Annotated in this window: 24 protein-coding genes; 16 read left to right on the top strand and 8 right to left on the bottom strand. The window is 73.7% G+C overall.

The features are described from left to right. Positions 1-38: 38 nt before the first annotated feature. Positions 39-335, bottom strand: coding sequence for a ferredoxin (locus tag AB0883_RS24360; protein ID WP_366643547.1), 297 nt, complete (start codon positions 333-335; stop codon positions 39-41). Positions 336-512: 177 nt separating this feature from the next. On the opposite strand from AB0883_RS24360, the gene arc reads away from it, so the two are divergent. From arc to AB0883_RS24315, 9 genes are all read left to right on the top strand, one after another. Next, complete coding sequence (gene arc, locus AB0883_RS24355; RefSeq protein WP_366643546.1) at positions 513-2,294, top strand: proteasome ATPase; 1,782 nt, start codon at positions 513-515, stop codon at positions 2,292-2,294. Between the two features lie 165 nt (positions 2,295-2,459). Then, positions 2,460-3,977: a depupylase/deamidase Dop gene (gene dop, locus AB0883_RS24350; protein ID WP_121398237.1), complete on the top strand. Its 1,518-nt coding sequence runs from the start codon at positions 2,460-2,462 to the stop codon at positions 3,975-3,977. Between the two features lie 106 nt (positions 3,978-4,083). Further along, a complete protein-coding gene (locus AB0883_RS24345; RefSeq protein WP_088993750.1) occupies positions 4,084-4,299 on the top strand; it encodes a ubiquitin-like protein Pup in 216 nt (71 codons plus the stop codon). Positions 4,300-4,356: 57 nt separating this feature from the next. Next, positions 4,357-4,974, top strand: a complete 618-nt coding sequence (locus AB0883_RS24340) for an endonuclease VII domain-containing protein (RefSeq protein WP_366643545.1) — start codon at positions 4,357-4,359, stop codon at positions 4,972-4,974. Then, positions 4,893-5,732 (top strand): proteasome subunit beta, encoded by an 840-nt coding sequence (gene prcB, locus AB0883_RS24335; RefSeq protein ID WP_366643544.1) that lies wholly within the window; start codon positions 4,893-4,895, stop codon positions 5,730-5,732. The genes AB0883_RS24340 and prcB overlap by 82 nt, the downstream gene beginning before the upstream one ends. A gap of 61 nt (positions 5,733-5,793) precedes the next feature. After that, the gene (gene prcA / locus AB0883_RS24330; RefSeq protein WP_366643543.1) at positions 5,794-6,615 is read left to right on the top strand and encodes a proteasome subunit alpha; all 822 of its coding nucleotides are present in this window, start codon (positions 5,794-5,796) and stop codon (positions 6,613-6,615) included. A gap of 453 nt (positions 6,616-7,068) precedes the next feature. Then, a complete protein-coding gene (gene pafA / locus AB0883_RS24325; protein WP_121398241.1) occupies positions 7,069-8,427 on the top strand; it encodes a Pup--protein ligase in 1,359 nt (452 codons plus the stop codon). A 68-nt stretch (positions 8,428-8,495) separates the two neighbouring features. Further along, complete coding sequence (locus AB0883_RS24320) at positions 8,496-8,681, top strand: hypothetical protein (protein ID WP_121398242.1); 186 nt, start codon at positions 8,496-8,498, stop codon at positions 8,679-8,681. Between the two features lie 148 nt (positions 8,682-8,829). Then, the gene (locus AB0883_RS24315) at positions 8,830-9,378 is read left to right on the top strand and encodes a carboxymuconolactone decarboxylase family protein (protein ID WP_366643542.1); all 549 of its coding nucleotides are present in this window, start codon (positions 8,830-8,832) and stop codon (positions 9,376-9,378) included. Between the two features lie 124 nt (positions 9,379-9,502). On the opposite strand, the gene AB0883_RS24310 is transcribed toward AB0883_RS24315, so the two are convergent. Beyond that, positions 9,503-10,588, bottom strand: coding sequence for a DUF3866 family protein (locus AB0883_RS24310; protein WP_366643540.1), 1,086 nt, complete (start codon positions 10,586-10,588; stop codon positions 9,503-9,505). 63 nt (positions 10,589-10,651) lie between these two features. Further along, entirely contained in the window at positions 10,652-11,608 is a 957-nt protein-coding gene (locus AB0883_RS24305) for a cation diffusion facilitator family transporter (RefSeq protein WP_366643539.1), read from the bottom strand. Positions 11,609-11,734: 126 nt separating this feature from the next. Between AB0883_RS24305 and AB0883_RS24300 the strand changes: the two genes are divergently transcribed. The 7 genes from AB0883_RS24300 (at position 11,735) to AB0883_RS24270 (ending at position 17,513) form a co-directional block, all read left to right on the top strand. Further along, positions 11,735-12,733, top strand: coding sequence for a WYL domain-containing protein (locus AB0883_RS24300; protein WP_366643537.1), 999 nt, complete (start codon positions 11,735-11,737; stop codon positions 12,731-12,733). Continuing rightward, positions 12,730-13,785, top strand: a complete 1,056-nt coding sequence (locus tag AB0883_RS24295; protein WP_366643536.1) for a YafY family protein — start codon at positions 12,730-12,732, stop codon at positions 13,783-13,785. The genes AB0883_RS24300 and AB0883_RS24295 overlap by 4 nt, the downstream gene beginning before the upstream one ends. A gap of 10 nt (positions 13,786-13,795) precedes the next feature. Then, on the top strand, positions 13,796-14,044 hold the full coding sequence (locus AB0883_RS24290) for a DUF5320 domain-containing protein (RefSeq protein WP_121398246.1): 249 nt from the start codon (positions 13,796-13,798) through the stop codon (positions 14,042-14,044). Positions 14,045-14,252: 208 nt separating this feature from the next. After that, the gene (gene tatA, locus AB0883_RS24285) at positions 14,253-14,579 is read left to right on the top strand and encodes a Sec-independent protein translocase subunit TatA (protein ID WP_121398247.1); all 327 of its coding nucleotides are present in this window, start codon (positions 14,253-14,255) and stop codon (positions 14,577-14,579) included. 17 nt (positions 14,580-14,596) lie between these two features. Beyond that, a complete protein-coding gene (gene tatC, locus AB0883_RS24280; RefSeq protein WP_366643535.1) occupies positions 14,597-15,550 on the top strand; it encodes a twin-arginine translocase subunit TatC in 954 nt (317 codons plus the stop codon). Positions 15,551-16,190: 640 nt separating this feature from the next. Then, on the top strand, positions 16,191-16,796 hold the full coding sequence (locus tag AB0883_RS24275; RefSeq protein WP_366643534.1) for a response regulator transcription factor: 606 nt from the start codon (positions 16,191-16,193) through the stop codon (positions 16,794-16,796). A 138-nt stretch (positions 16,797-16,934) separates the two neighbouring features. Then, complete coding sequence (locus AB0883_RS24270; RefSeq protein ID WP_366643533.1) at positions 16,935-17,513, top strand: response regulator transcription factor; 579 nt, start codon at positions 16,935-16,937, stop codon at positions 17,511-17,513. Between the two features lie 22 nt (positions 17,514-17,535). Here the strand turns inward: AB0883_RS24270 and AB0883_RS24265 are convergent, their stop codons facing one another. The 5 genes from AB0883_RS24265 to lanKC form a co-directional block, all read right to left on the bottom strand. Continuing rightward, positions 17,536-19,368: an ABC transporter ATP-binding protein gene (locus tag AB0883_RS24265; protein WP_366643532.1), complete on the bottom strand. Its 1,833-nt coding sequence runs from the start codon at positions 19,366-19,368 to the stop codon at positions 17,536-17,538. Continuing rightward, positions 19,365-21,095: an ABC transporter ATP-binding protein gene (locus tag AB0883_RS24260; RefSeq protein WP_366643531.1), complete on the bottom strand. Its 1,731-nt coding sequence runs from the start codon at positions 21,093-21,095 to the stop codon at positions 19,365-19,367. Before AB0883_RS24260 ends, AB0883_RS24265 begins: the two co-directional genes overlap by 4 nt. 74 nt (positions 21,096-21,169) lie before the next feature. Beyond that, positions 21,170-21,289: a SapB/AmfS family lanthipeptide gene (locus AB0883_RS24255; RefSeq protein ID WP_089003486.1), complete on the bottom strand. Its 120-nt coding sequence runs from the start codon at positions 21,287-21,289 to the stop codon at positions 21,170-21,172. Positions 21,290-21,360: 71 nt separating this feature from the next. Then, complete coding sequence (locus tag AB0883_RS24250) at positions 21,361-21,480, bottom strand: SapB/AmfS family lanthipeptide (RefSeq protein WP_089003486.1); 120 nt, start codon at positions 21,478-21,480, stop codon at positions 21,361-21,363. Between the two features lie 6 nt (positions 21,481-21,486). Continuing rightward, the gene (lanKC, locus tag AB0883_RS24245; RefSeq protein WP_366643529.1) at positions 21,487-24,087 is read right to left on the bottom strand and encodes a class III lanthionine synthetase LanKC; all 2,601 of its coding nucleotides are present in this window, start codon (positions 24,085-24,087) and stop codon (positions 21,487-21,489) included. Positions 24,088-24,332 lie beyond the last annotated feature (245 nt).

Here is a 24,332-nt window from a genome sequence, read left to right as displayed (position 1 = left end):
CGTCCTCCCGCGCCCGACGGCGCGGGAGGACCGGGCCGTCAGTCCTCCTCGGCCTCCGGGCCGGCCACCTCGACGCCGTCGCTGCCGCGCACCACGTGGATGCACTCGCCCGGGCACTCCTTCGCCGAGTCGATCACCTCGAGGCGCAGGTGCTCCGGCACGTCGACCCGGCTGCCCGGCGCCATCCGCAGCTCGCCGTCGGGGCCCTTGACGTACGCCAGCCCGTCGACGTCGAACTCGAAGACCTCGGGCGCGTACTGCACGCAGAGCCCGTCGCCCGTGCAGAGATCCTGGTCGACCCAGACCTGCAACTCGTCCGTCACGACCTCGGCCACGGCGCACCCCCCATGTTCTCCCGTCCCACGCCCCGACGGTACCCGAACGCCCGTACCGGCCCCCCGGGCCACCCTTCGCGATCAAGGTTCGGTGACGAGCGCGTTGCGTGGGACCGAATCGGCCTCATAGCGGCTAGTGTTAGGGCAGAACGTTCAAGCCCCCCGGGGAGGTGGGACGTGGCACGCAGCGACGACGCGGACTCGCGCGCCGCACGGTGGGAGAAGGAGGCCCACGATCTCTCCACGCAGGTCGCGTTCCTTCAAGAGGAACTCGCTCTGGTGCGGCGCAAGTTGACCGAAAGCCCCCGACACGTCCGGCAGCTCGAAGAGCGGCTGGCGGCCACCCAGGCACAGTTGGCGCGGCTGACCGAGAACAACGACCGGCTCGTGAGCACCCTCAAGGAGGCTCGCGCGCAGATCGTGACGCTCAAGGAGGAGATCGACCGCCTCGCGCAACCGCCGAGTGGTTACGGCGTCTTCCTTGCGCGGCACGACGACGGCACGGTGGACGTCTTCACCGGCGGACGCAAGCTCCGTGTCGCCGTCTCGCCCTCGCTGGACGTCGCCGAACTGCGGCGCGGCCAGGAGGTCCTGCTCAACGATGCGCTCAACATCGTCGACGCGTTCGGGTTCGAGCGGGTCGGCGAGGTGGCGATGCTCAAGGAGATCCTCGCGGGTCCCGACGGCGGCCCGGGCGACCGGGCCCTCGTGGTCTCGCACTCCGACGAGGAGCGCATCGTGCACCTCGCCGACACCCTGATCGGTGCGCCGATCCGGGCCGGCGACTCGCTCATGATCGAGCCCCGCTCGGCGTACGCGTACGAGCGGATCCCAAAGAGCGAGGTCGAGGAACTGGTCCTGGAGGAGGTGCCCGACGTCGACTACACCGACATCGGTGGCCTCCACTCGCAGATCGAGCAGATCCGCGACGCGGTGGAACTGCCCTTCCTGCACGCCGACCTGTTCCGCGAGCACCAGCTCCGCCCGCCGAAGGGCATCCTGCTCTACGGTCCGCCCGGCTGCGGCAAGACGCTGATCGCCAAGGCGGTGGCCAACTCGCTGGCGAAGAAGATCGCCGAGCGGGAGGGCAAGGAGAAGCACACCAGCTTCTTCCTCAACATCAAGGGCCCGGAGCTGCTCAACAAGTACGTCGGCGAGACCGAGCGGCACATCCGGCTGATCTTCCAGCGGGCCCGCGAGAAAGCCGGCGAGGGCACCCCGGTGATCGTGTTCTTCGACGAGATGGACTCGATCTTCCGGACCCGCGGCTCCGGCGTCTCCTCCGACGTGGAGAACACCATCGTCCCGCAGCTGCTCAGCGAGATCGACGGCGTCGAGGGGCTGGAGAACGTCATCGTCATCGGCGCCTCCAACCGGGAAGACATGATCGACCCGGCGATCCTGCGCCCCGGCCGACTCGACGTCAAGATCAAGATCGAGCGGCCGGACGCCGAGGCGGCCAAGGACATCTTCAGCAAGTACATCCTCTCCGGGCTGCCGCTGCACCCGGACGACCTGGCCGAGCACGGCGGCGACCCCCAGGCCACCGTCGCGGCGATGATCGACGCGGTCGTGCTGCGGATGTACTCGGAGACCGAGGAGAACCGCTTCCTCGAGGTCACCTATGCCAACGGCGACAAGGAAGTCCTCTACTTCAAGGACTTCAACTCCGGCGCGATGATCCAGAACATCGTCGACCGGGGCAAGAAGATGGCCATCAAGGAGTTCCTCACCTCCGGACGCAAGGGCCTGCGCCTGCAGCACCTCCTCGACGCCTGCGTCGACGAGTTCCGGGAGAACGAGGACCTGCCCAACACCACCAACCCCGACGACTGGGCCCGGATCTCCGGCAAGAAGGGCGAGCGGATCGTCTACATCCGCACGCTCGTCTCCGGCGGCAAGGGCGCGGAGGCCGGCCGGTCCATCGAGACCGCCAGCAACACCGGCCAGTACCTCTGACGGACACCCGCACGGGGCCCGTGACGCGACGCGTCACGGGCCCCGTCCCGTGCGCGCCCGCCTCCCCGCCCCGTCGCCCCGGTCCGCCGCGCCCCCTTCCGCCGCGCGGCCGACTACGCTCGACGTGACGGGGGACCGGGTCGGGCGAGCGAAGCAGGTAGGTCGATGAGCGTAAGACGGATCATGGGCACCGAGGTCGAGTACGGCATCTCCGTTCCCGGCCAGGCCGGGGCTAACCCCATGGTCACCTCCTCCCAGGTGGTCAACGCCTACGGGGCGCGCCCGGAACTCAACCGGGGCGGCCGTGCCCGCTGGGACTACGAGGAGGAGTCGCCGCTGCGGGACGCGCGCGGTTTCACCTACTCCGGCGCCGCGTACGACCCGGCCGAGGCGCTCGCCGACGAGGACCTCGGGCTGGCCAACGTGATACTCACCAACGGCGCACGCCTCTACGTCGACCACGCCCACCCGGAATACTCCACACCGGAGGTGACCAACCCGCTGGACGTGGTGCGCTGGGACAAGGCGGGGGAGCGGGTGATGGCCGAGGCGGCCCGCCGCGCCGCCACCATCCCCGGCACCCAGCCGATCCACCTCTACAAGAACAACACCGACAACAAGGGCGCCAGCTACGGCTCGCACGAGAACTACCTGATGCGCCGGCAGACGCCGTTCGCCGACATCGTCGCGTACCTGACGCCGTTCTTCGTGACCCGGCAGATCGTCTGCGGCGCCGGCCGGGTCGGCATCGGCCAGGACGGCGGGCAGAGCGGCTTCCAGATCTCCCAGCGTGCGGACTTCTTCGAGGTCGAGGTCGGCCTGGAGACCACCCTCAAGCGGCCGATCATCAACACCCGCGACGAGCCGCACGCCGACGCCGACAAGTACCGCCGGCTGCACGTCATCATCGGCGACGCCAACCTGTCGGAGATCTCCACCTACCTCAAGGTCGGCACCACGGCGCTGATCCTCACGATGATCGAGGAGAAGGCGCTCGGCCCCGACCTGGGCATCGCCGACCCGGTCAGCGAGCTGCGTGCCGTCAGCCACGACCCGAGCCTGACGCACCGGATGCGGCTGCGTGACGGGCGGCGGCTGACCGCCCTGGACGTGCAGTGGGCCTACTACGAGCGGGTCCGGTCCTTCGTGGACGACCGCTACGGCACCGACGCCGACGAGCAGACCCTCGACGTGCTCGCCCGCTGGGAGCGCGTGCTGGACAGGCTGGGCCGCGACGTCATGCTCTGCGCCGACGAGCTGGACTGGGTGGCCAAGCTGCGGCTGCTGGAGGGCTACCGGGAGCGGGAGCAGCTCGGCTGGGGCTCGCACAAGCTGCAACTGGTCGACCTCCAGTACTCCGACGTCCGCCCGGAGAAGGGCCTCTACCACCGGCTGGTCTCCCGGGGCGCGATGAAGACGCTGCTCGACGACGAGCAGACCCGTACCGCGATGACCGAACCGCCGGAGGACACCCGGGCCTACTTCCGCGGCCGCTGCCTGGCCCAGTACGCCTCCGAGGTCGTCGCGGCCAGCTGGGACTCGGTCATCTTCGACGTCGGCCGGGAGTCGCTGGTGCGGGTGCCGATGATGGAGCCGGAGCGCGGCACCCGCAAGCACGTGGGCGCGCTCTTCGACCGCTGCCCCAGCGCGAAGGACCTGTTGGAGACCCTCACCGGCGGCTGAGGCGTCGTCGCAGGACGCCCGTCGCGTGCCGAAGCCGGCGCGCGGCGGGCTTTTCGTCGCCTCCGCGAGGTAAGTTGATCGCAGGGCGATCGTGGAGGAGGCAGCAATGGCCACTCGTGACAGCGGCGGGCAGTCGCAGTCGGGCAAGTCGCGTCAGGGCGAGGAGATCGAGGACGTCACCACGGAGGCGAACCCGGAGGTCGCCGAGCGGCACGCCGAGATCACCGAGGACGTCGACGACCTGCTCGACGAGATCGACTCCGTCCTCGAGGAGAACGCCGAGGAGTTCGTGCGCGGCTACGTCCAGAAAGGGGGGGAGTGATACTTTATGCCCGATTCGCTCCAAGCGTCGGGCAAGGTATGCCCCCAGTGTGACCGATTGCTGCCCGCCGCCGGGTTCCACCGCAACCGGCGACGGGCGGACGGGCTCGCCCACTACGGCAAGTCGTGTGCGGCGGCTCGCTCGACGGCGGGCCGCCGCAGGCGTGGCATCGTGCCGCGGAAGCGGTCGGCCGCCCCGGTCGGCGAAGGGTTCAGGCGGTGCCCGGGCTGCGACCAGGTCAAGCCGGTCGACGAGTTTCCGCGCGCCACCACGAGCAGCGGCCGGCACGGCTACTGCACTCCCTGCCACGACGCGCGTGGCCAGGAGACCGCTCAGCGCCTGTACGGCGGCACGCGCGAGTACCACCTGCGGCGGCGCTACGGCATCGGGGAGAAGGAGTTCCAGGAGCTCCCGGCCGAGCAGGGCGGGGTCTGCGCGGTCTGCGGCACGCCGGATCCCCAACATCTCGACCACGATCATCGCACCGGGTGGGTGCGCGGGATATTGTGCTTCAACTGCAACGGTGGTCTCGGCCAGTTCCGTGACGATCAGTCGCGGCCGGCCGGGGCGATCACATATCTGAGAGGAACCACGTGGCAGCGGGTTTTGATCCATCCGGGCGTCTACCAGATGTGTTCACCAACGCGGGGACGTCCTCCTTCACCTCGTTCCTGAGCAAGGTGGCCCCCGAGATGCTGCCCGGCCGCCGGCCGCTGCCGCCGGGCATGGCCGCTGACATGGCGCCGCACGCGACGACCATCGTGGCCATCTCGGCCGCCGGCGGTGTCGTGATGGCCGGCGACCGGCGGGCGACCATGGGCAACCTGATCGCCCAGCGCGACATCGAGAAGGTGCACCCGGCCGACGCGTACTCCCTGGTCGGCATCGCCGGCACGGCGGGGATCGGCATCGAGCTGATGCGACTGTTCCAGGTGGAGCTGGAGCACTACGAGAAGATCGAGGGCGCGATGCTCTCGCTCGACGGCAAGGCCAACCGGCTCGCCTCCATGATCCGTGGCAACCTGGGCGCCGCGATGCAGGGTCTCGCGGTGATTCCGCTCTTCGCCGGCTACGACCTGGCCGCGAAGGACCCGGCGCGGGCAGGCCGCATCTTCAGCTTCGACGTCACCGGTGGCCCCTACGAGGAGACCGGCTACGACGCGATCGGCTCCGGATCGCTCTTCGCCCGGTCGGCGCTGAAGAAGCGCTTCCAGCCGGGGCTCTCCATCGACGAGGCGGTCCGGCTAGCGGTCGAGGCGCTCTACGACGCGGCCGACGACGACACCGCGACCGGCGGCCCGGACCTGATCCGGCGGATCTACCCGGTGGTGATGACGGCGACGGCGGAGGGCACCCACCGGCTCGACGACGAGGAGATGTCGGCCATCGCCGAGAGCGTGGTCTCCGGCCGGATGGAGAACCCGGGCGGTTGAGCCGTTCCCGTCCGCACCAGTCAGCAGCCGTCAGCACAGCGCCCTAAGGAGAACCGCCGCCGTGGCCATGCAGTTCTACGCCTCGCCCGAGCAGATCATGCGCGACCGCTCCGAGCTGGCCCGCAAGGGCATCGCCCGGGGCCGCAGCGCGGTGGTCCTGAGCTACGAAGGCGGGGTGCTCTTCGTCGCCGAGAACCTCTCCAGCGCCCTGCACAAGGTCAGTGAGATCTACGACCGGATCGGCTTCGCCGCCGTCGGCCGTTACAACGAGTTCGAGAACCTGCGCCGCGCCGGCGTGCGGATGGCCGACCTGAACGGCCTCAGCTACGACCGGCGTGACGTCACCGGCCGGGCCCTGGCGAACGCCTTCGCGCAGACCCTGGGTGCCATCTTCACCGAGCAGTCGAAGCCCTTCGAGGTGGAGATCTGCGTGGCCGAGGTCGGCACCACCGCCGAGGACGACGAGCTCTACCGGCTCACCTACGACGGATCCGTCAACGACGAGCCGGGCCGGATGGCGATGGGCGGGCAGGCCGAGGCGATCACCGGCGTGCTGAAGTCACACCACCGTCCGGACATGTCGCTGGGCGAGGCGGTGAAGGTCGCGATGCAGGCGCTGAGCAGCGTCGGGGGAGAGGGCGGCGCCGCCCGGACCATCGCCGCCAACCAGTTGGAGGTGGCGGTCCTGGACCGTCGCCGGGTGGGGCGGACGTTCCGCCGTATCACCGGGGCCGCGTTGACCGCGCTGCTCGACGGCGACAAGGCCGAGGACCCGGTGTCGGCCCGCCCGGAGACGCCGACCTCGCCGACCGAGGAGGCGAAGAAGCCCACCACGTCGGCCGGCTCGGCGGACCTGGAGGGCCGGGACACCACCGAGGCGTAGCGGGGCACGTGCCGGGAGGACGGTCCGGGCGTGGACACGTCCGGACCGTCCTCCCGGGCCCGGCCTGCCAGCGGTCGGCTCCGGCCCGCGCGTCGCGCAACCACCGGCCGGCGCCTACGTCCCGGAAGCGCGCTGGACCACGGGCGCGGTGCGGCGATCGTCGAGCTGGTCACCGACCTCACCCGGGGCGTCGCAGGGCCTCCGACGTCGACGTGCGAACCCGGCCGCCCGTGAGCGGGTCCGCAGCGCCGAGGGTCCACCGGGGACGCTCGGCGTGGCGGCGCCCCCACCCGGCGGGCGTACGTGAGCGACCGGCCATCCCGCGCCTCGTGGCCGTCGCGCGCTCGCCGGGCCTGTCGCTGCGGTGCCCCGGGGCAGACCGTCGTCGATCCCGTGTGAGACGGGCACGGTGTGCGCTGCCCATCTGGGGCCTCGGGCGGCTAATGTCTCATCATGGAGCGGCGAATCTTCGGCCTCGAGACCGAGTACGGCGTCACCTGCACCTACCGTGGGCAGCGGCGGCTGTCCCCTGACGAGGTCGCCCGGTACCTCTTCCGCCGTGTGGTGTCGTGGGGCCGGTCGAGCAACGTTTTCCTGCGCAACGGCGCCCGGCTCTATCTGGACGTCGGCTCGCACCCGGAGTACGCCACCCCGGAGTGCGACTCCGTGGTGGACCTGGTCGCGCACGACCGGGCCGGCGAGCGGATCCTGGAGGGTCTGCTCATCGACGCGGAGAAGCGGCTGCACGACGAGGGCATCGCGGGCGAGATCTACCTTTTCAAGAACAACACCGACTCGGCCGGCAACTCGTACGGCTGCCACGAGAACTACCTGGTGTCGCGACACGGGGAGTTCGGCCGGCTGGCCGACGTGCTGATCCCGTTCCTGGTCACCCGGCAGTTGATCTGCGGCGCGGGCAAGGTCCTGCAGACGCCGCGCGGGGCGGTCTACTGCCTCTCGCAGCGGGCCGAGCACATCTGGGAGGGCGTCTCGTCGGCGACGACCCGGAGCCGGCCGATCATCAACACCCGCGACGAGCCGCACGCGGACGCGGAGCGCTACCGCCGGCTGCACGTCATCGTCGGCGACTCCAACATGAACGAGGTCACCACGCTGCTCAAGGTCGGCACCGCCGACATCGTGCTGCGGATGATCGAGGCCGGGGTGGTGATGCGTGACCTGACGCTGGAGAACCCGATCCGGGCGATCCGCGAGGTGTCGCACGACATCACCGGCCGGCGCAAGGTGCGGCTCTCCTCGGGCAAGGAGGTCAGCGCGCTGGAGATCCAGCAGGAATACCTGGCCAAGGCGACCGAGTTCGTGGAGCGGCGCGGCGGCGACCAGACCGCCAAGCGGGTGGTGGAGCTGTGGGGCCGGGTGCTGCGCGCGGTGGAGACCGGCGACCTGGAACCGGTGTCGCGGGAGATCGACTGGGTGACCAAGCTGCGGCTCATCGAGCGCTACCAGCGCAAGCACGACCTGCCGCTGTCGCACCCACGGGTGGCCCAGATGGATCTGGCCTACCACGACCTGCGCCGGGGCCGGGGCCTCTACGGGCTGCTGGAGCGGCGCGGCGAGGTGGACCGGGTGGCAACCGACCCGGAGATCTTCGAGGCCAAGGAGACCCCGCCGCAGACGACCCGGGCCCGGTTGCGCGGGGAGTTCATCCGGCACGCCCAGGAGAAGCGGCGCGACTTCACCGTCGACTGGGTGCACCTGAAGCTCAACGACCAGGCGCAGCGCACCGTGCTCTGCAAGGACCCGTTCCGGGCGTACGACGAGCGGGTGGAGCGGCTGATCGCCAGCATGTGACGGTGCCGCCGGCCCGGTGCGGTGCTGACCGCCGTCCGGGCCGGCCCGGCCGGTAGGCTGACCGCGCCATGACGACTTCCGAACCTCCCGAGAGCGGCCGCCAGCGACAGAACTGGGCCGAGCGCCGCCGCGAGAAGATCCGCGCCGAGATCGAGCGCAACCGGCGCGGCGAGTACACGGTGCCCACCTGGGTGCTGGCGCTCGCACTGGTGTTGATCGTGGGCGCCTGGCTGGCCCTGATCTTCCTGTCCTGAGCCACCCCGGCGCCGTTCCTGCCGCCCCGGCAACTCCGCAACATCGAAGTTGTGCCGACCGCGGCGAAACTGGCAGCGTCGTGCCCGTTCGACTTTGTCGGGTGACCGGCCGCGCACGCTGCGTGGTCGCGGCAGGGAGGGTGACCGCATGGCACACATCGACCTCGGCCTCGACGAGCGGGCGCATCCGGGCATCACCGGCCCGATGCGGTTCCGCCCCGAGACGGCCAAGCCGCTCAACGAACTGGCGGAGACGCTGCTGCGCGCCCCGCACCCGACGCTGACCCCGGGGGAGCGGGAACTGATCGCGGCGTACGTGTCGGGGCTCAACGAGTGCCGGTTCTGCTGCGCGTCGCACTCGGCGTTCGCGGCGGCGCAGCTGCCCTCGGGCATGCGGCTCGTCGACCAGGTCCGGGCCGATCCGGCGACCGCCGAGGTCAACGACAAGTTGCGGGCGCTGCTGGAGATCGCCGGTGCCGTGCAGCGCAGCGGCCGGGACGTGACGGCGGAGCTGGTCAAGGCCGCCCGGGTCGCCGGCGCGACGGATCTGGAGATCCACGACACGGTCCTGATCGCGGCCGCGTTCTGCATGTTCAACCGGTACGTCGACGGGCTGGGCACGCTGGCCCCGGAGGACCCGGCGGTGTACGAGCGGACCGCCGAGCACATCGTGCGCTACGGCTACGGCGCGGGCTGACCGGACCGCCGCCGGGCCGGCCTGCGCTCCGCCCGCCTCGAAGCGGACCCCGCCCCGTCCGCCGAAGCGTCGGCCCCGCCCCGCCGCCGAGGAGCGTCGCGGGGGCACCCGGGGGACGGGCGGCTCAGGACAGCAGGCGCGCGGCGTGCCGGCCGGCCGCGGCGGCGGCCAGGAAGTAGGCGTGGTCGGCGTCGAGGCCCCGGCCCATGGTGGACAGCGGCACCGGCGCGGCCCGCAGCGCGGCGTCGAGCCCGTCGGTCGGCACCCGGACGACGGTGTGCCGCGCCGTGAGGGGCGCCAGTGCCGCGTCCACCTCGCCGGCCAGCGCCGGGGCCAGGCCGTCGGGCACGACCAGCTCGGCGGGGGCGAGGGCCACCCGGCCGTACGCGGTGAGGCTGTGGTGTGACACGCCGCGGTGGCGGGGGCGGGGGTCCGCGTCGGAGATCCGCAGCGAACCGATCGGGCGCCCGCCCAGCGTGGCGACGGCGTTGACGGCCTCGCCGACGGCCACCCCGGAGAAGCCCCACCGGGTGCCGGTGCCCAGGTTGCCCGGCCCCTGGGCGACGATCGCCACGTCGGCGCGCAGCACGTGCCGGGCGGCCAGCAGCCCGCTGTGCACGGTGCTCGCCTCCAGGTCACCGCCGAACGCCTGGCCGACGGTGACCGTGCCGACGAGGTGGTCGCGCAGGGCGGCGAGGGTGCGGGAGAACCAGGCCGGCAGTGCCCCGCCGTCGGTCAGCAGGTACGCCACCCGGGCGGCGGGGGCGTCGGCGTGGATGCCGGCCAGGACGGCCGGCAGCGCGGAGTGCAGGTCGGCGGTGACGACGGGCAGGCCGGCCAGGTCGTCGGCGGCTGCCATGACCTCCCGGTGCGGGGAGGCCTCCTCGTCGACGCCGAGCAGGATCGGCTGCAGCGGGGTGTAGCGGGCCTTGACGAGGTGGCCGGCGTCGCGGCTGTCGAGGGCCTGCGGCGGGTCCGGGGGCAGCCGGTCGGGCAACGCCACGACCAGGGCGTATCCGCCGGTGCCGAGGCCCATCAGCAGCGCGCCGGCGTTGAGCAGCACCCGGTCGCCGGGCTCGGGCCGGCCGACGAGCGCGGGGTAGGCGAGGGCGCGTACGGTGCCGCCGTCGGGCAGGTCGACGTCCAGTTCCACCGCCCCGGTCCACTGCCGCCGCAGCGCCGTCACCGTTCCCGACCGCCATCGCACCATGCCCGGCACGCTAGCGTCGCCGCCCGCAGCGGGCGCGCCCGGGGCGGTGCGGCGGGTCGGCGGTCAGCCGCCGGGGCCGCCGGGTTCCGGGGCGTCGCCGCTGCGGGTGGGGTCGAGGAAGACGTACCGGATATGTGGGTGGCGGGCGGTGAGCCGCCGCTCGGCCTGGTCGGCGGCGGCCTCGATGGTCGCGCCGCTCGCCTCGTCGTCGAAGTCCACCTTTGCGGCGACCAGGACGTCGCTCGGGCCGAGCTGCATGGTCAGCAGCGTGTCGATCCGCCGTACGGCGGGCAGGCCGGCGAGCTCTTCGGCGATCTCGCCGCGCAGCCGTTCCGGCACGGACCGGCCGACCAGCAGCGAGATGTTGCTGCGGGCCAGGACGGCGGCCACCACGAGCAGCAGCACGCCGATCAGCACGGAGGCGACGCCGTCCCACAGCTCGTCCCCGGTGAGCTGGGACAGGGCGACCCCGGCGGCGGCCAGCACCAGCCCGATCAGGGCCGCGCTGTCCTCCAGGAACACCGCCTTCAGGGGGGTGTCGGCGGTCTGCCGCAGGAACCGGCGCGGCGTGGTGCGCCAGCGCCGGGACTCGCTGCGGACCTGGCGCACGGCGCGGGCCAGCGAGACCGACTCGATGGCGAACGACACCGCCAGCACGACGTAGGTGACCAGGTAGTCGCCGCTGTGCTCGTGCACCAGGATGGTGGTGACGCCGTGGGTGATGGCGAAGCCGGCGCCGGCGACGAACGTGAACAGCGCCGCGAGGAACGCCCAGACGTAGCTCTCCTTGCCGTACCCGAACGGGTGCCGGGCGTCGGCGGGCCGCGCCCCGCGGCGCAGCGCGAGGTACAGCAGCACCTCGGTGGTGGTGTCGGCGACGGAGTGCACGGCCTCGGAGAGCATCGCCGCCGACCCGGAGATCACCCCGGCCACGACCTTGGCCACCGCGATGGCGAGGTTGGCGGCCCCCGCCACCACGACGGTGCCGACGCTCTCGGTCCTGACCTCCGGCTGGGCCACCACGTCACTGTAGGGTCGTCGTCGGCGGGCCGCCCGGCGACCGGTGAACCGGCCGGTCGCGACGCGGGACACGTCCTGCCCGCGTGGGTGCACGGACGCGGCGCGCGGGCTGCTAGCGTCTACCGCGTGTCGCGGACCCGCACCGAACGCCTGGTCAACCTGGTTATCTGCCTACTGTCCACACGACGGTTCCTGACCGCCGCGCAGATCGCCGCGACCGTGCCCGGCTACGAGCACGATCCGGACGACGCCCGCGACCACGAGGCCTTCCAGCGCAAGTTCGAGCGGGACAAGGCCGAGCTGCGTGAGCTGGGCGTGCCGCTGGAGACCGGGACGGCGAGCGTCTTCGACGCGGAGCCCGGCTACCGGATCGCCCACCGGGAGTACGCGCTGCCGGACATCCCCCTCGAACCGGACGAGGCCGCCGCGGTCGGCATCGCCGCCCGGCTGTGGCAGCACGCCGGCCTGGCCGCCGCCGCCTCCTCCGGGCTGGCGAAGCTGCGCGCCGCCGGCGTCGACGTGGACCCGCAGGCCACGCTGGGCCTGGAGCCGATGGTCACGGTGGACCCGGCGTTCGCGCCGCTCACCGCCGCGGCCCGGGACCGGCGCGAGGTCAGCTTCGACTACCGGGTGCCCGACCGCGACGACTCCACCCGCCGCCGCCTCCAGCCGTGGGGCGTGGTCTGCTGGCGGGGCCGCTGGTACGTGGTCGGGCACGACCTCGACCGCGAGGCGACCCGCTGCTTCCGGCTGTCCCGGGTGGTCGGCACGGTCCGGGCGACCGGCGCGCCCGGGGGCTACGAGCCGCCGGCAGGGGTCGACCTGATCAGCCACGTGGCCCGCTGGTCGGGGCCGGCGGAGCGCACCGGGCGGGCCACCGTGCTGGTCGCCGCCGGGCGTGCCGCCGGGCTGCGCCGCTGGGCGGTCGACGTCACCGCCTGCCCCGACGGCGACCGGCTCGTCCTGCCCTACGCCGACGCGGACGTCCTCGCGGGCCAGCTCGTCGGCTACGGCCCGGACGTGCGGGTGCTCGATCCGCCGGAAGTGCGCGACGCGGTGATCCAGCGGCTCAAGGAGATCGCCGCCCGGCACGACGACCTCGCGGTCGTCGGGGGTGTCCGGTGACCCGGCCGGCCGCCCGGGGCGGCTCCCGCGCGTCCGCCGACCGGCTGGCCCGGCTGCTGAACCTGGTGCCCTACCTGCTGGCCCGGCCCGGCATCGAGCTCGCCGAGGCGGCCGGGGACCTGGGCGTCACCGAGCGGCAGCTGCGCGAGGATCTGGAGCTGCTCTGGGTGTGCGGGCTGCCCGGTTACGGCCCCGGTGACCTGATCGACATGGCCTTCGACGGCGACCGGGTGACGATCACCTACGACGCCGGCATCGACCGGCCGCTGCGGCTCACCCCGGACGAGGCCCTCGCGTTGGTGGTGGCGCTGCGGATGCTCGCCGAGACGCCCGGGGTGACCAACCGGGAGGCCGTCGAGCGGGCGCTGGCCAAGATCGAGCACGCGGCCGGTGACCTGGTCGCGGCGCCGGTCGAGGTCCGGCTGCCCGCCGACACCCGCCGGGTGGCGGAGCTGCGGGCGGCCGTCGAGAGCGGCCGGGCGCTGCGCATCACCTACTACACGGCCGCGCGGGACGAGACCACCGACCGTGTCGTCGACCCGCTGCGGATGCTGATGGTCGGCGGGCGGGCGTACGTGGAGGCGTGGTGCCGCCGGGCGGAGGCGGTGCGACTGTTCCGGGCCGACCGCATCGACGCGGTCACCGAGTTGGACGAGCGGGCGGTGGTGCCACCGCAGGCCCGCCCGCACGACCTCACCGAGGGCGTGTTCCGCCCCTCGCCGGACCTGCCGCTGATCACCCTGCGGATCGGTCGGGGCGAGCGGTGGCTGACCGAGTACTACCCGTGTGAGCGGGTCGAGGCCGGCGACGGCGACCACTGGCTGGTCTCGCTGCGGGTCACCGACCTGGGCTGGGCCCGCCGGTTCGTGCTGGGCCTGGGCCCGGACGTGGCCGTGGTCGCCCCGGTCGAGCTGGCCGAGCAGGTCCGGGCCGCGGCGGTCGCCGCCCTCGACGCGTACGCGTCACCGCCGCCACCCGTGCCCGTCGGCGGGTCGGACACGCCGCGGGCGGTGTCCCCGGCCGACCCGGCGGTGACCGCGGGCACGCAGTAGGCTGGCCGCCGTGGTGAAGTGGATCGTGCTCGCGGTGGTGCTGTTCGCGCTCGTCGTGTTCGCCCTGGCCCTGCGGCCGGTGCTGGCGCGGCTGCCCCGGCTGCGTCGCGCGGCCGTGGCCCTGCAACGCCGGGCGACCGAGGCGGAGGCGTTGCGGGAGACCGCCGAGACGCTCCAGGCGCGGGCGGAGGCTCTCCAGGAGCAGCTCGACACCACCCAGCGGCGGCTGGCCGTGATCAAGGCGAAACGCGGCGGCTGATCGGTCGGTGCCCGGTCCCTGCGCGATCCGGTCCGGTAGCGCGCAGGAACGATCCTCCGGCAGATGGTTGACGGGACGTCCCGCGTTGGTCAAGACTTCACCGGCCGGGACGAACCACCACCACCCGGCGGGTGGCAGCGGCCGTCGACGGACGTACGATGGGCTGCGGTACACCCCACACGACGACACAGAGCGACTGGAGCTTCCCATGGGTGCCCTCAAGCCGTGGCACATCGCCGTACTCGTGGTCGTGCTGATCCTGCTCTTCGGCGCGAAGCGGCTCCCTGACGCGGCCCGTTCGCTGGGCCGTTCGCTGCGGATCATCAAGGCCGAGACCAAGAGCCTGCACGACGACGACCGCGACCTCGCCGAGAAGGCCGACGCGCAGTCCGGCTACCAGCCGCTCCCGCCGCAGACCGTCCAGGGCCAGCCGTACGCGCCGCCGCCCGCCGGGCAGCAGCCGCACGTCGCCCCGCAGCAGCAGCCGTACGCACCCCCGGTCAACGACCCGGTGCAGCGCGTCCGCGACAACTGACCGAAGGGCCCGAGACCGTGGCCTTCGCCCTCAAGAAGCGCGGCCCGAGCAACTTCGAACGGGCCGCCGACGGCTCGATGACGCTCATCGAGCACATCCGCGAGCTGCGCAACCGGTTGTTCAAGGCGTCCCTGGCGATCCTGGTCGGCTTCGGCTTCGGCATCTGGCTCGCCGGGCCGGTCCGGATCCTGCTCTCGAAGCCGTACTGCGACCTGCCGGCGTCGATCGATATCGCTAGCGGCAAGTGCAAGTTCGTGCAGCTCGGTGTCGCGGACGTCTTCCTGCTCAACCTGAAAATCGGGCTTTGGGTGGGATTGATCATTGCGGCCCCGATCTGGCTCTACCAGCTCTGGGCGTTCATCGCGCCCGGCCTGCACCGGAAAGAGCGGCGCTACGCCTACGTCTTCGCCGCGCTGGCCGCGCCGCTGTTCGCGGCGGGTGCCCTGCTGGCGTTCTTCGTCACGACCAAGGGCCTGGAGTTCCTGCTCAACATCTCCGGCGACGACATCGCCACAAACCTCGAGGTCACCCGCTACATCTCGTTCGTCACCAACCTGATCCTGCTGTTCGGAGTGGCGTTCGAGTTTCCGCTGCTGGTGTTGATGCTGAACTTTGTCGGCATTGCCAGCGCGAAGCGGCTGCTCAGTTGGTGGCGGATCGCGGTGTTCGTGTTCTTCGCGTTCTCCGCCGTGGTCACGCCGACCCCCGACCCGTTCGGGATGACCGCGCTGGCGCTCTGTCTCTGCGCGCTCTACTTCGCGGCGGTCGGTGTCGCGTTCCTCAACGACAAGCGCAGGGGACGTGGCAAGGAGGTCTACGCGGGCGTCGGCGACGACGAGGTGTCGCCGCTGGAGTTCGACCCCGACCCGGTGGAGGCCGGGCAGCGGGTGGACGCCAGCGCGCCGATCGCCGCCCCGGAGCCGGTCGCCGCGCCGGCGCCGATCGAGCGCCGCTACGACGACATGACCTGACCGGCCGGTCGTCCCCGTCGACGAACGGAACAAGCCCTCCCTCGCCGGGGGGCTTTTTCCGTTGCCGCCCCGGTGCGTACGGCACCGCGAAACGGGCCCCTAACGCACGGCGCGTCAACCGTCAGCACCCAGTCGGCAATCCGTCACGTGGCATCCACTAGCTGCAATCGGGTAAGCAGATCTTTACGATGTGTCGACGTGTCCGACGAGGGAGGTCGCTGTCCAGTGCGTCGCCCGAGGTTGCGTCGTCCACCCGTCGCCGGCCCGGAGGCCACCTCCCCGCCGCCGCGGCCCGGGGTGCCTGTCGCCCGGTTCCTCGTACGGCGGGGAGCCGCCGTCGGGACCGGCGTCCTGACTGCCGCCCTGCCCCGCGAGCCGGCCGCGGCCGTGGACCGGGCCGCCGTCGCCCCGGCGGCGGCCCGGGATGACCGGTCTCCCGGGGTGAGTGCCCGCCCCGGCTGAGTCCGAGCGGGCCCGCCCGCACGGTCGTCCGGTCCCTCCACCCCGCGCCGACCACACGGATGTCCCGCCGTCGGTCGTCGTTGTCGCGCTTCATGTCAGCCGTTCCGTCCGGCCTGCCCGCGCGGTCCCGTCAACGGGACCGCTCGCCGCCCCCGCACCCCCAGATCGGAGCCACGCGTTGATCCGCGTCGTCGTTGTCGAGGAGATGGGCCTGCTGCGTACCGCGCTGTGCGCGGCACTGTCGAGTGAGGAGGACATCGAGGTCGTCGCCGAGGTGACCGGGGTGGCGGAGCTGCCCGCCCTGGTGCGTCGGCACCGGCCGGACGTGGTGCTGGTGGACCTGGCGCCGGACGCCCCGGACCCGGTCGAGGTCGTCGCCGAGATCACCGGGGCGATGCCCGACACCGCCGTGCTGGCCATGGGCCGCCGGTGGAGCCAGCGGATCGTCGGGGACCTGCTGGCCGCCGGCGTACGGGGCCTGGTGGGCAAGGACGCCTCCCTGGAGGCGCTGGTCGGTGCCGTGCGGGAACTCGCCGCCGGAGGCAAGGTCATCGACGCCGACGCCGCCGGGACGGCGCTGCGCCCCGCGTCGAGCCCGCTGACGCGCCGGGAGGTGGAGGTGCTGCGGGTGGCCGCGGAGGGTTTGCCGCTCAAGGAGATCGCCCGCCGGCTCTACCTGGCGCACGGGACCGTGCGCAACCACCTGTCGGCGATCATGCGCAAGACCGGCGCCCGCAACCGGATGGAGGCGGTGTGGCGCGCCCGCCGCGACGGCTGGATGTAGCGGGCCGGGGCGCGCCCAGCCAGCCGCCCCCCGTCCGGCCTGGACGACGGGGGGTCGCTCGCCGAGCGGAGCCCGGCGGGGCGTGTTTGAATTCTGACGTTCCGTGATCTGTCTGACGACGCTCCGGAGGGGTCGACGTTGATCCGTATCCTGCTCGCTCTCGACGGCGCCCTGGTCCGTGGCGCCCTGTCGCTCGTGCTCGCCGCCGAGGCGGACATCAGCGTGGTGGCGGAACTGGACCGGGGCGACGCCCTGCCGCCGGCGGTCCGGACGCACCGTCCCAACGTCGCGGTCGTGGACCTCGACCTCATCGGCGAGGCGGGCGTGGCGGGGCAGTGCCCGCTGCTGGTGCTCGCCGACCGGCGCCGCGCGCGCAGCCTGTACCGGGTCTTCGTGCCGGGGCGCACCGTCGGGATCCTCGGCAGCGACGTCTCACCGCACCGGGTGCTGGACGGCATCCGGCGCCTCGCCCGCAGCGAGTCGGTGGTCGACGCCGACCTGGTGATGGCGGCACTGAACCGGGACAGCCCGCTCACCTCGCGGGAGACGGAGATCCTCGACCTGACCGCGGCCGGGGCGCCGGTCGTGGAGGTCGCCCGGACGCTCGGGCTCGCCCCGGGGACCGTGCGCAACCACCTCGGACGGATCGCCCGCAAGGCGGGCGCGCGCACGAGGATCGAGGCCGTGCGGGTCGCCCGCGAGGCCGGCTGGATCTGACGCCCGGCGCCAGCCGGGATGGTCAGGACCGGCCGAGCGGCACGCGGTCCGGCGGCGCCACGTCCTCCCAGTGCCCGACCAGCTCGCGGTAGGTGGGCGAGCGGATCAGCAGGTCGTCGTGGGCGCCGACGAGCGGCCGGTCGCCGTCGAACACCAGCACCCGGCGCGCCCGGGTCGCCGAGCTGATCCGGTGCGCGATCACGACCAGAGTGCCGCCCCGGCGGGCGAAGGCGTGCTCGACGGTCGCCTCCAGGGTCGGGTCCAGATGACACGTCGCCTCGTCGAGGATCACCAGCGGCGCCGGGGCGAGGTAGGCCCGGACCGCGGCGACGAGCTGACGCTCCCCGGCGGAGAGGGCGGCGGGGTCGAGTTCGGCGTCGAGGCCCCCGAGGCGGGCCACCAGGGGACCGGCGCCGAGGGCGCGCACGGCGGCCAGGACCGTCGCGTCGTCCGCGTCGGGGTGCAGGTAGCGGAGGTTGTCGCCGACGGAACCGGTGCGCACGTACGCCTCCTGCGGCACCAGCACCCGCAGCCGGGCCAGCGCCTCCGGCGGCGTGCCGTCGACCGGTACGCCGGCCAGGTGGACCGTGCCCGACTCCGGCGCCGCCAGCCCGGCAACCAGCGCGGCCAGGGTGGACTTGCCGGCGCCGCTCGGTCCCACCACGGCCAGGTGGTCGCCGGTCGCCACCGTCAGGGTGAGGTCCGCCAGGACGGGGCGGGCGTGCGGGCCGTACCGGAACGTCAGCCCCCGCAGCGCGACCGCCGGCGGGTCGCCGACGACAGCGGCGGACGACGCCGCCGAACCGGCGGCGGCCGGCGAGGGACCCGCCAGGGCGGCGACCGGCGGCGACGGGACGGCGGTGGGGCGCGACGGCGGGGCGGTGGGCGGCGGGAGACCGGAGGGCAGGCTGGTGCGCAGGATCCGACCCAGGGTGACGGCGTAGCGCAGGCCGCCGCCGCCGACGCCCTGCACGACCGCGTGCAGGGCGGGTTGCAGCCCGGTGGTGACGTAGACCAGCGCCCCCAGCACGGCGCCGGCGCTCAGCCCCTGCCGGACCAGCCACGGCGCGGCCAGCACCAGCACCACCACGGGCAGCCAGCCGCCCACGCCGAGGCTGAGGCTGCGCAGCGCCGCCATCCGCGCGAGGGTCCGCTCCGCGTCGGCCTGCGCCCCGACCCGCCGGCCCACGTCGGACACCACGCGCCCCTGCGCGCCGCAGGCGACGACGTCGCGGTGCCCGGCCAGCGCCGACGCCGCCGAGCGACCCAGCCGCTCGCCGGCGGTCACCTGCGCCCGCTGGTGCGCCACCATGGCCGGCAGCGACGCCCCGAACACGGCCAGCCCCGCCACCAGCGGGGCGGCCACCGCACCCGCCAGCGGCGGGGCCAGGGCGAGCAGGCCGAGCAGCGCCGCGCCGGCGGTGAACAGGAACCCGCGGACCACCAGCAGCAGCCCGCCGAAGGTGTCCCGGACCACCTCGACCTGGTGGGTCAGCCGGGCCACGGTGGCGCTGTCCGCCCGGCCGCCGGCCCGGGTGGCGTCGCGCAGCGCCCCCTGCACCACCCGGGCGGCCAACTCGTCGCGGAACGGTTCCACCACGGCCCCGAGGCTGCGGTACACCTGGCCGCTGGCCGCCGCGCCCACCAGCACCGCCGCGGCGAGCCCGGCCAGCCAGGCCAGGCCGGTGCCGAACTGGCCGGCCAGGAAACCCCGGTCGACGGCCCGGGCCACGAGCACCCCGCCGAGCAACGCCGGCAGGGCCTCCACCGCCGACCAGGCGGCGAGCCGGCCCAGGGCGCGGCGGCGGGCCCGCAGCGCCGCCCAGGTGGTCCGGCGTACGCCGGGGCCGCTCATCGGGCGTCTCCACCGGGCGTGAAGACCGCCCGGTAGGCCGGGTCGGACCAGAGCTGCCGGTGCGGCGCCACGGCCCGCAGCTGCCCGCCGTCGAGCCACGCCACCAGGTCGGCCGCCGCCGCCGTCGTCGCGCGGTGGGTCACCACGAGTCGGGTACGCCCGCCGGCGCCGGTCGCCACCGCGCGGGCGATCCGGTGTTCGGTGGCGGTGTCCAGGCTGGACGTGGCGTCGTCGAGGACGAGCAGCCGCTCGGCGGGGAACGCGCGGGCCAGCCCGAGGCGCTGCGTCTCGCCGCCGGAGAACGGCGCGTCGGCCAGCCGGGTGCGGAAGCCCTCGGGCAGCCGGGCGACGACATCGGCGACCTGCGCCGCCCGTGCCGCGGCCAGCACCGCCGGGGTGGCCGCGGCGGCACCGGCGGGCGGTCGCGCCGAGTCGGCGGGCAGCCCGAGCCCGATCGCGTCGTGCACCGTCTCGCCGACCAGCACGGGCCGGTCGAAGGCGTGGCCGACGGCCCGGCGCAGCGCGGGCGGGTCGAGCCGGCGCAGCGGCACCCCGTCCAGCAGCACCTCGCCGGCGTCCGGGTCGTGCAGCCGGCCGGCCACCGCGGCGAGGGTCGACTTGCCGGCGCCGGAGCGGCCGACGACGGCCACCGTGGCGCCCGCCGGGACGGTCAGGTCGATCCCGTCGAGGACCGGCCGCCCGTCCTCGGCGCGTACGCCGACCCCGCGCAGCCGCAGTTCACCCCGGCCGGGCGGCAGCGCCTCGGTGCCGTCGGGGCGTACCGGGTGGGCCAGCGGCTCGGCGATCCGGCCGGCCGCCGCGCGGCTGCGGACCAGCCGGTTCAGGGTGGCCAGCACCGCGCCCAGCCCGGCGCCGAGGGCCGCGTACTGCACGGCGGCGACGAGTTGGCCGGGGGTGAGCCAGCCGACGGTCAGCGCGTACCCGCCGACGGCCACGACGGTCACCTGGAGCAGCGGCCCGACGGCGGCGGTGCGGGCGCTCGCCCGGGCCAGCAGCCGCCAGCTGAGCAGTCCGTACCCGCGCAGTTCCGGCAGGGCCGCCAACACCCGGTCGCGTTCCCGGTCGACGGTCGCGGCGGCGGCGATGGTGCGGGCGCCGCCGAGCGCCTCCAGCAGCCGGCCGGCGATCACGCCCAGCACCCGCTGGTAGCCGGCCACGGCGGCGGAGGCGTCGGTGACGAAGGCGCGCATGAGCAGCGCGAGCAGGGCCAGCCCGGCGAGGAGGGTGACGCCGAGCAGCGGTTCGAGCAGGGTGAGCGCGACGACGCTGCCGACCGGGGGGAGCACCGCGACGACGCCCAGGACCACGGCGTTGCCGGCCTGCCCGGCGTCGGCGGCCTGCGCGGCGAGGCGGCTGACCAGGTCGCCCACCGGATAGCGGCGGACGGTGCGTACGTCGCAGGCGAACAGGTGGCGCAGCAGGCGTAGGCGCAGCCGCGCGGTGGCCCGGGCCGCGCCGTACCCGCTGGCCACGTCGGCGAGGATGTCGGTGGCCATGAGGACGGCGATCAGGCCGCAGGCGACGGCCGGCCACCGGACGCCCCCGTCGCCGCCGACGGCGGCGTCGACCGCGAGCCCGAGGGCGGCGGGCAGGGCGAGTTCGGCGGCGGCGCCGGTGAGCGCCACCGCGCCGAGCAGGACCGTCCACCCGCCACCGTCGCGGACCACCCGCCGCAGCAGCCGGTCGGAGCCGGTCGGCGTCCGCATCGGTCCTCCCGCAGAAAGCCGTGCGGCCCTGGGCGGACACGTACATCCGCCCAGGGCCTCGCGTGATGACCTGATCAGTTGCAGGTCGTGACGGACAGCGAGCTGTCGCCGCAGAGCAGCAGGCTCGCCCGGCTGCCACCGCCGGTGCGGTCGGCGGGGGCCATCTCCATGCCCTGGAGGTCGAGAAGCGCCATGTCGAGTCATCTCCTTCTGTGCTGGTCTATCGGGTGGTCTTGCCCTGACGTCGCCGGTGAAGGCGTTCGGATCAGTTGCAGGTCGTGACGGACAGCGAGCTGTCGCCGCAGAGCAGCAGGCTCGCCCGGCTGCCACCGCCGGTGCGGTCGGCGGGAGCCATCTCCATGCCCTGGAGGTCGAGAAGCGCCATGTCGTGTCACCTCCTTCCGTGCTGGTCGGTCGGATCGGTCGCCCTCGCCGAGGCGGGGGAGTCGGGGGCGCCCGCCAGGGGCGCGAGGAACGGCAGGCTCACCGGGGCGTCGGGCCGCGCGGCGGCCAGCGCCAGCAGCACGCCGGCGGTGCCGGTGCCGAGGTCCATGGACAGCCGCAGCAGTTGCTCGCCGGGGAAGGCGGTGCCGTCCCGGTAGGGCAGGGCGTGCCAGGCCAGCCGGGCGACCTGCTCGTCGCGTTCGCGGCAGCGCTGCGGGTCGGCGGGATCCGCCGCGAGGTAGGCCACGATGCCGGCACGTCCGGCGAAGAGGCCCGCCTGGGCGTAGAACGGGGACCGGGCGGCGCGGCGCACACCGGCGCTGGCCTCGGCGAACCGCTCGTCGGCGCGGTGCCGCAGGTACTCGTCGAGCACCAGCCCGATCCCGACGCTGCCCTGCCCGAGGTAGGGCATGGTGCGCCAGCCCTCGTTGACCTCCAGCGCGCCGTCGGGGCGTACCACGCAGCGGCGCAGGTCCTGGCGCAGGGCCGTGGCGGCGTGCTCCAGCAGCGCCTGCTCACCGGTCAGCTCGTGCAGCCGCACCAGCAGCAGCGCCGGCCCGGTCCGGCCGCGCAGCAGCCCGGCGTACGGGTTGCGCCCGCCGCTGATGTCCGGCCCCGGGTCGTCGGCGAGCTGGTCGACCACCCGCTCGGCGGCCCGCCAGGCCGCGTCGCGCAGGGCCGTCTCGCCGGTGCGCCCGGCCAGCTCGGCCAGGTTGAGCGCGATGCCGGACAGGCCACCCGAGAGGCTGTGGTCCAAGCCGTCCAGCGGCTGGCGCAGGCAGATGTCGAGCACGTCGAGGGCGTCCTGGCGGCGACCGAGCGCCTCGAGGGCGTACGCGACGCCGTGCAGACCGTCGTAGAAGCCGCACCGGGTGCCGGAGGCCGGCGCCGTGGCCCGGCGGGCCAGCCACTGCTCGTGTTCCGGCCACCGTCCGGCGCCGCTGACGTGTAGGGCGTACAGGACGCCGGCCGCGCCGTGGGCGAGGTTCAGCCCGCCGCTGCGGAACTGCTCGATGTCGCCGGGGAAGAGCCGGTCGTCCCGCTCGGGTGTCGCGCTGGCGAGGATCGCCCGGGCGAGCCGGTCCCGGTGGGCCGGTCCGACGTCGACGGTGAGGTCGGGTGCCGGTCCGGCGTCCGCCGGGGCGGCGCCGGTGATCTCCCGTACGGCGTCGTCGAGGAGTTCCCTCGGCACCGGGAAGTGCTCGGCGATCACGTCGGCGAGGTGCGCGGCCTTGTCCGGCCCGAGCCGGACGAGCTGGGTCAGCGGCAGGAACAGCGCCAGCCGCAGGCAGGCCAGGGCGTACCGGTCGACGGCGGGACCGGTGCGGTCCCGGGGTGCGGCGAAGCCCTGGTTGCGCAGTCCCGGCCGGCGGTGACCGTCGATCGGCGCGGCGACCTCGAAGTCGACGAGCGCGATCCGGTCGTCCGGGCGGACCATGACGTTGAACAGGTGCAGGTCGCCGTAGACCAGGCCGCGGTCGTGGATCGCCGTGACGACCTCCTCGACCTGCCGGTGCACGTCCAGCGCCCAGCGGGTGTAGTCGGCGCGGTCGGCGTCGGTGGCGTCGGCGTCGATCAGCGGGTACCGGTCGACGAGGACCTTGTTGAGCGCGCGGCCCTCGATGAACTCCAGCGCGAGGAACCGGTGCTCGCCGAGGGCGAACTCGTCGTGCACCCGGGGCACCTGCGGCAGGTCGGCCAGCCGGCGCAGCGCGTCGGCCTCCCGGGCCAGGCGGGCCACCGCGTCGGTGCCGTCGGCGTCGAGGCCGGCGTGCGGCCGGGCCTCCTTCAGCACCACCTGGGTGTCGGTCCGCACGTCCCGGCCGACGTAGAGGCCGCCGCCGTTGGAGAAGTGGATGACCTTCTCGATCCGGTACGGCACCTCGTCGGTGCTGGTGGCGTTGCGGGCGGCCAGGTGCGGGCCGAGGAAGTCGGGCAGCGTCACCCAGGACGGCACGTGGAACACCGGGTCGCGGCGATCGGGCACCAGCGTGCCCGTGTCGTCCTCGATCGCCGGGACGACCTGGCCGTCGGGGGAGTGACAGTAGCGCGCGGCGAAGCCGCCGTAGCGTACGTGCACCGGGCCGGCGCCGTGGCGCAGGTCGCTGAGGATGTACGGGCCGGGCTCGCCGGCGAGCAGCTCGTCGAGCTCCTTGCAGACCAGCTCCAGCTCCGCGTCGTCGCGGGGGTAGACGGTGACGAACTTGCCGCTGGCCGCGCGGGAGGCGTACTTGGAGTTGCGCAGCAGCAGGGTACGCGGGCCGCGCAGGAACTTGAAGGACAGTCCACGCGGGACGCAGTAGTCCCAGACGACGTCCAGCACCCGCTCGGCGTTGTCGAGCGTCGCCGACACGTGGATCTTCCAGCCCTGCTGGGGCAGCGTGCCACCCTCGGGGGCGTAGATCAGCCAGTCGTCGAGCGGCTCGGAGCGCCAGCCGTCGGGGACGGGCCGCCGGGCCGCCGCGAAGGTGGGCTGCTCGACCGCGCTGCCGAGGGAGTCGTAGAAGAGCCGGTCGGCGGCGCAGTAGCTGTCGTAGCGCTCGTCCACCCTGACCACTCCCTCCGCTGTTCGGTCGCTGCCCTTGCCGTTCGGCCGATGACCCGGGCCTGTCGATGGATACGAGTCTGTCCGTTCGGACTATGGCGGCTCCAGTGCGTTCAGTCATGACGACGAATGCGTGCCGCACGGGTCGGCCGTGACAAATGTCAGTTGCGCTCCGGGGCGCGCGATGCCCGCCGGCGGTTCGCCGGTCGTGGGTCGGGCGGTACGCCCACCCGGGCCGGTGGCGGTAC

Source organism: Micromonospora sp. NPDC047812, from assembly GCF_040704175.1.
Classification (GTDB): domain Bacteria; phylum Actinomycetota; class Actinomycetes; order Mycobacteriales; family Micromonosporaceae; genus Micromonospora.
Note: the sequence above shows the minus strand (reverse complement) of the source record. Positions and strands in the feature narration are given on the sequence as shown.

Coding starts and splice junctions, on each gene's coding strand:
- dop (WP_121398237.1), top strand. CDS start 2,460: ATGAGCGTAAGACGGATCATGGGCACCGAGGTCGAGTACGGCATCTCC.
- AB0883_RS24345 (WP_088993750.1), top strand. CDS start 4,084: ATGGCCACTCGTGACAGCGGCGGGCAGTCGCAGTCGGGCAAGTCGCGT.
- pafA (WP_121398241.1), top strand. CDS start 7,069: ATGGAGCGGCGAATCTTCGGCCTCGAGACCGAGTACGGCGTCACCTGC.
- AB0883_RS24320 (WP_121398242.1), top strand. CDS start 8,496: ATGACGACTTCCGAACCTCCCGAGAGCGGCCGCCAGCGACAGAACTGG.
- AB0883_RS24315 (WP_366643542.1), top strand. CDS start 8,830: ATGGCACACATCGACCTCGGCCTCGACGAGCGGGCGCATCCGGGCATC.
- AB0883_RS24310 (WP_366643540.1), bottom strand. CDS start 10,588: ATGGTGCGATGGCGGTCGGGAACGGTGACGGCGCTGCGGCGGCAGTGG.
- tatA (WP_121398247.1), top strand. CDS start 14,253: ATGGGTGCCCTCAAGCCGTGGCACATCGCCGTACTCGTGGTCGTGCTG.
- AB0883_RS24265 (WP_366643532.1), bottom strand. CDS start 19,368: ATGAGCGGCCCCGGCGTACGCCGGACCACCTGGGCGGCGCTGCGGGCC.
- AB0883_RS24260 (WP_366643531.1), bottom strand. CDS start 21,095: ATGCGGACGCCGACCGGCTCCGACCGGCTGCTGCGGCGGGTGGTCCGC.
- AB0883_RS24255 (WP_089003486.1), bottom strand. CDS start 21,289: ATGGCGCTTCTCGACCTCCAGGGCATGGAGATGGCCCCCGCCGACCGC.
- AB0883_RS24250 (WP_089003486.1), bottom strand. CDS start 21,480: ATGGCGCTTCTCGACCTCCAGGGCATGGAGATGGCTCCCGCCGACCGC.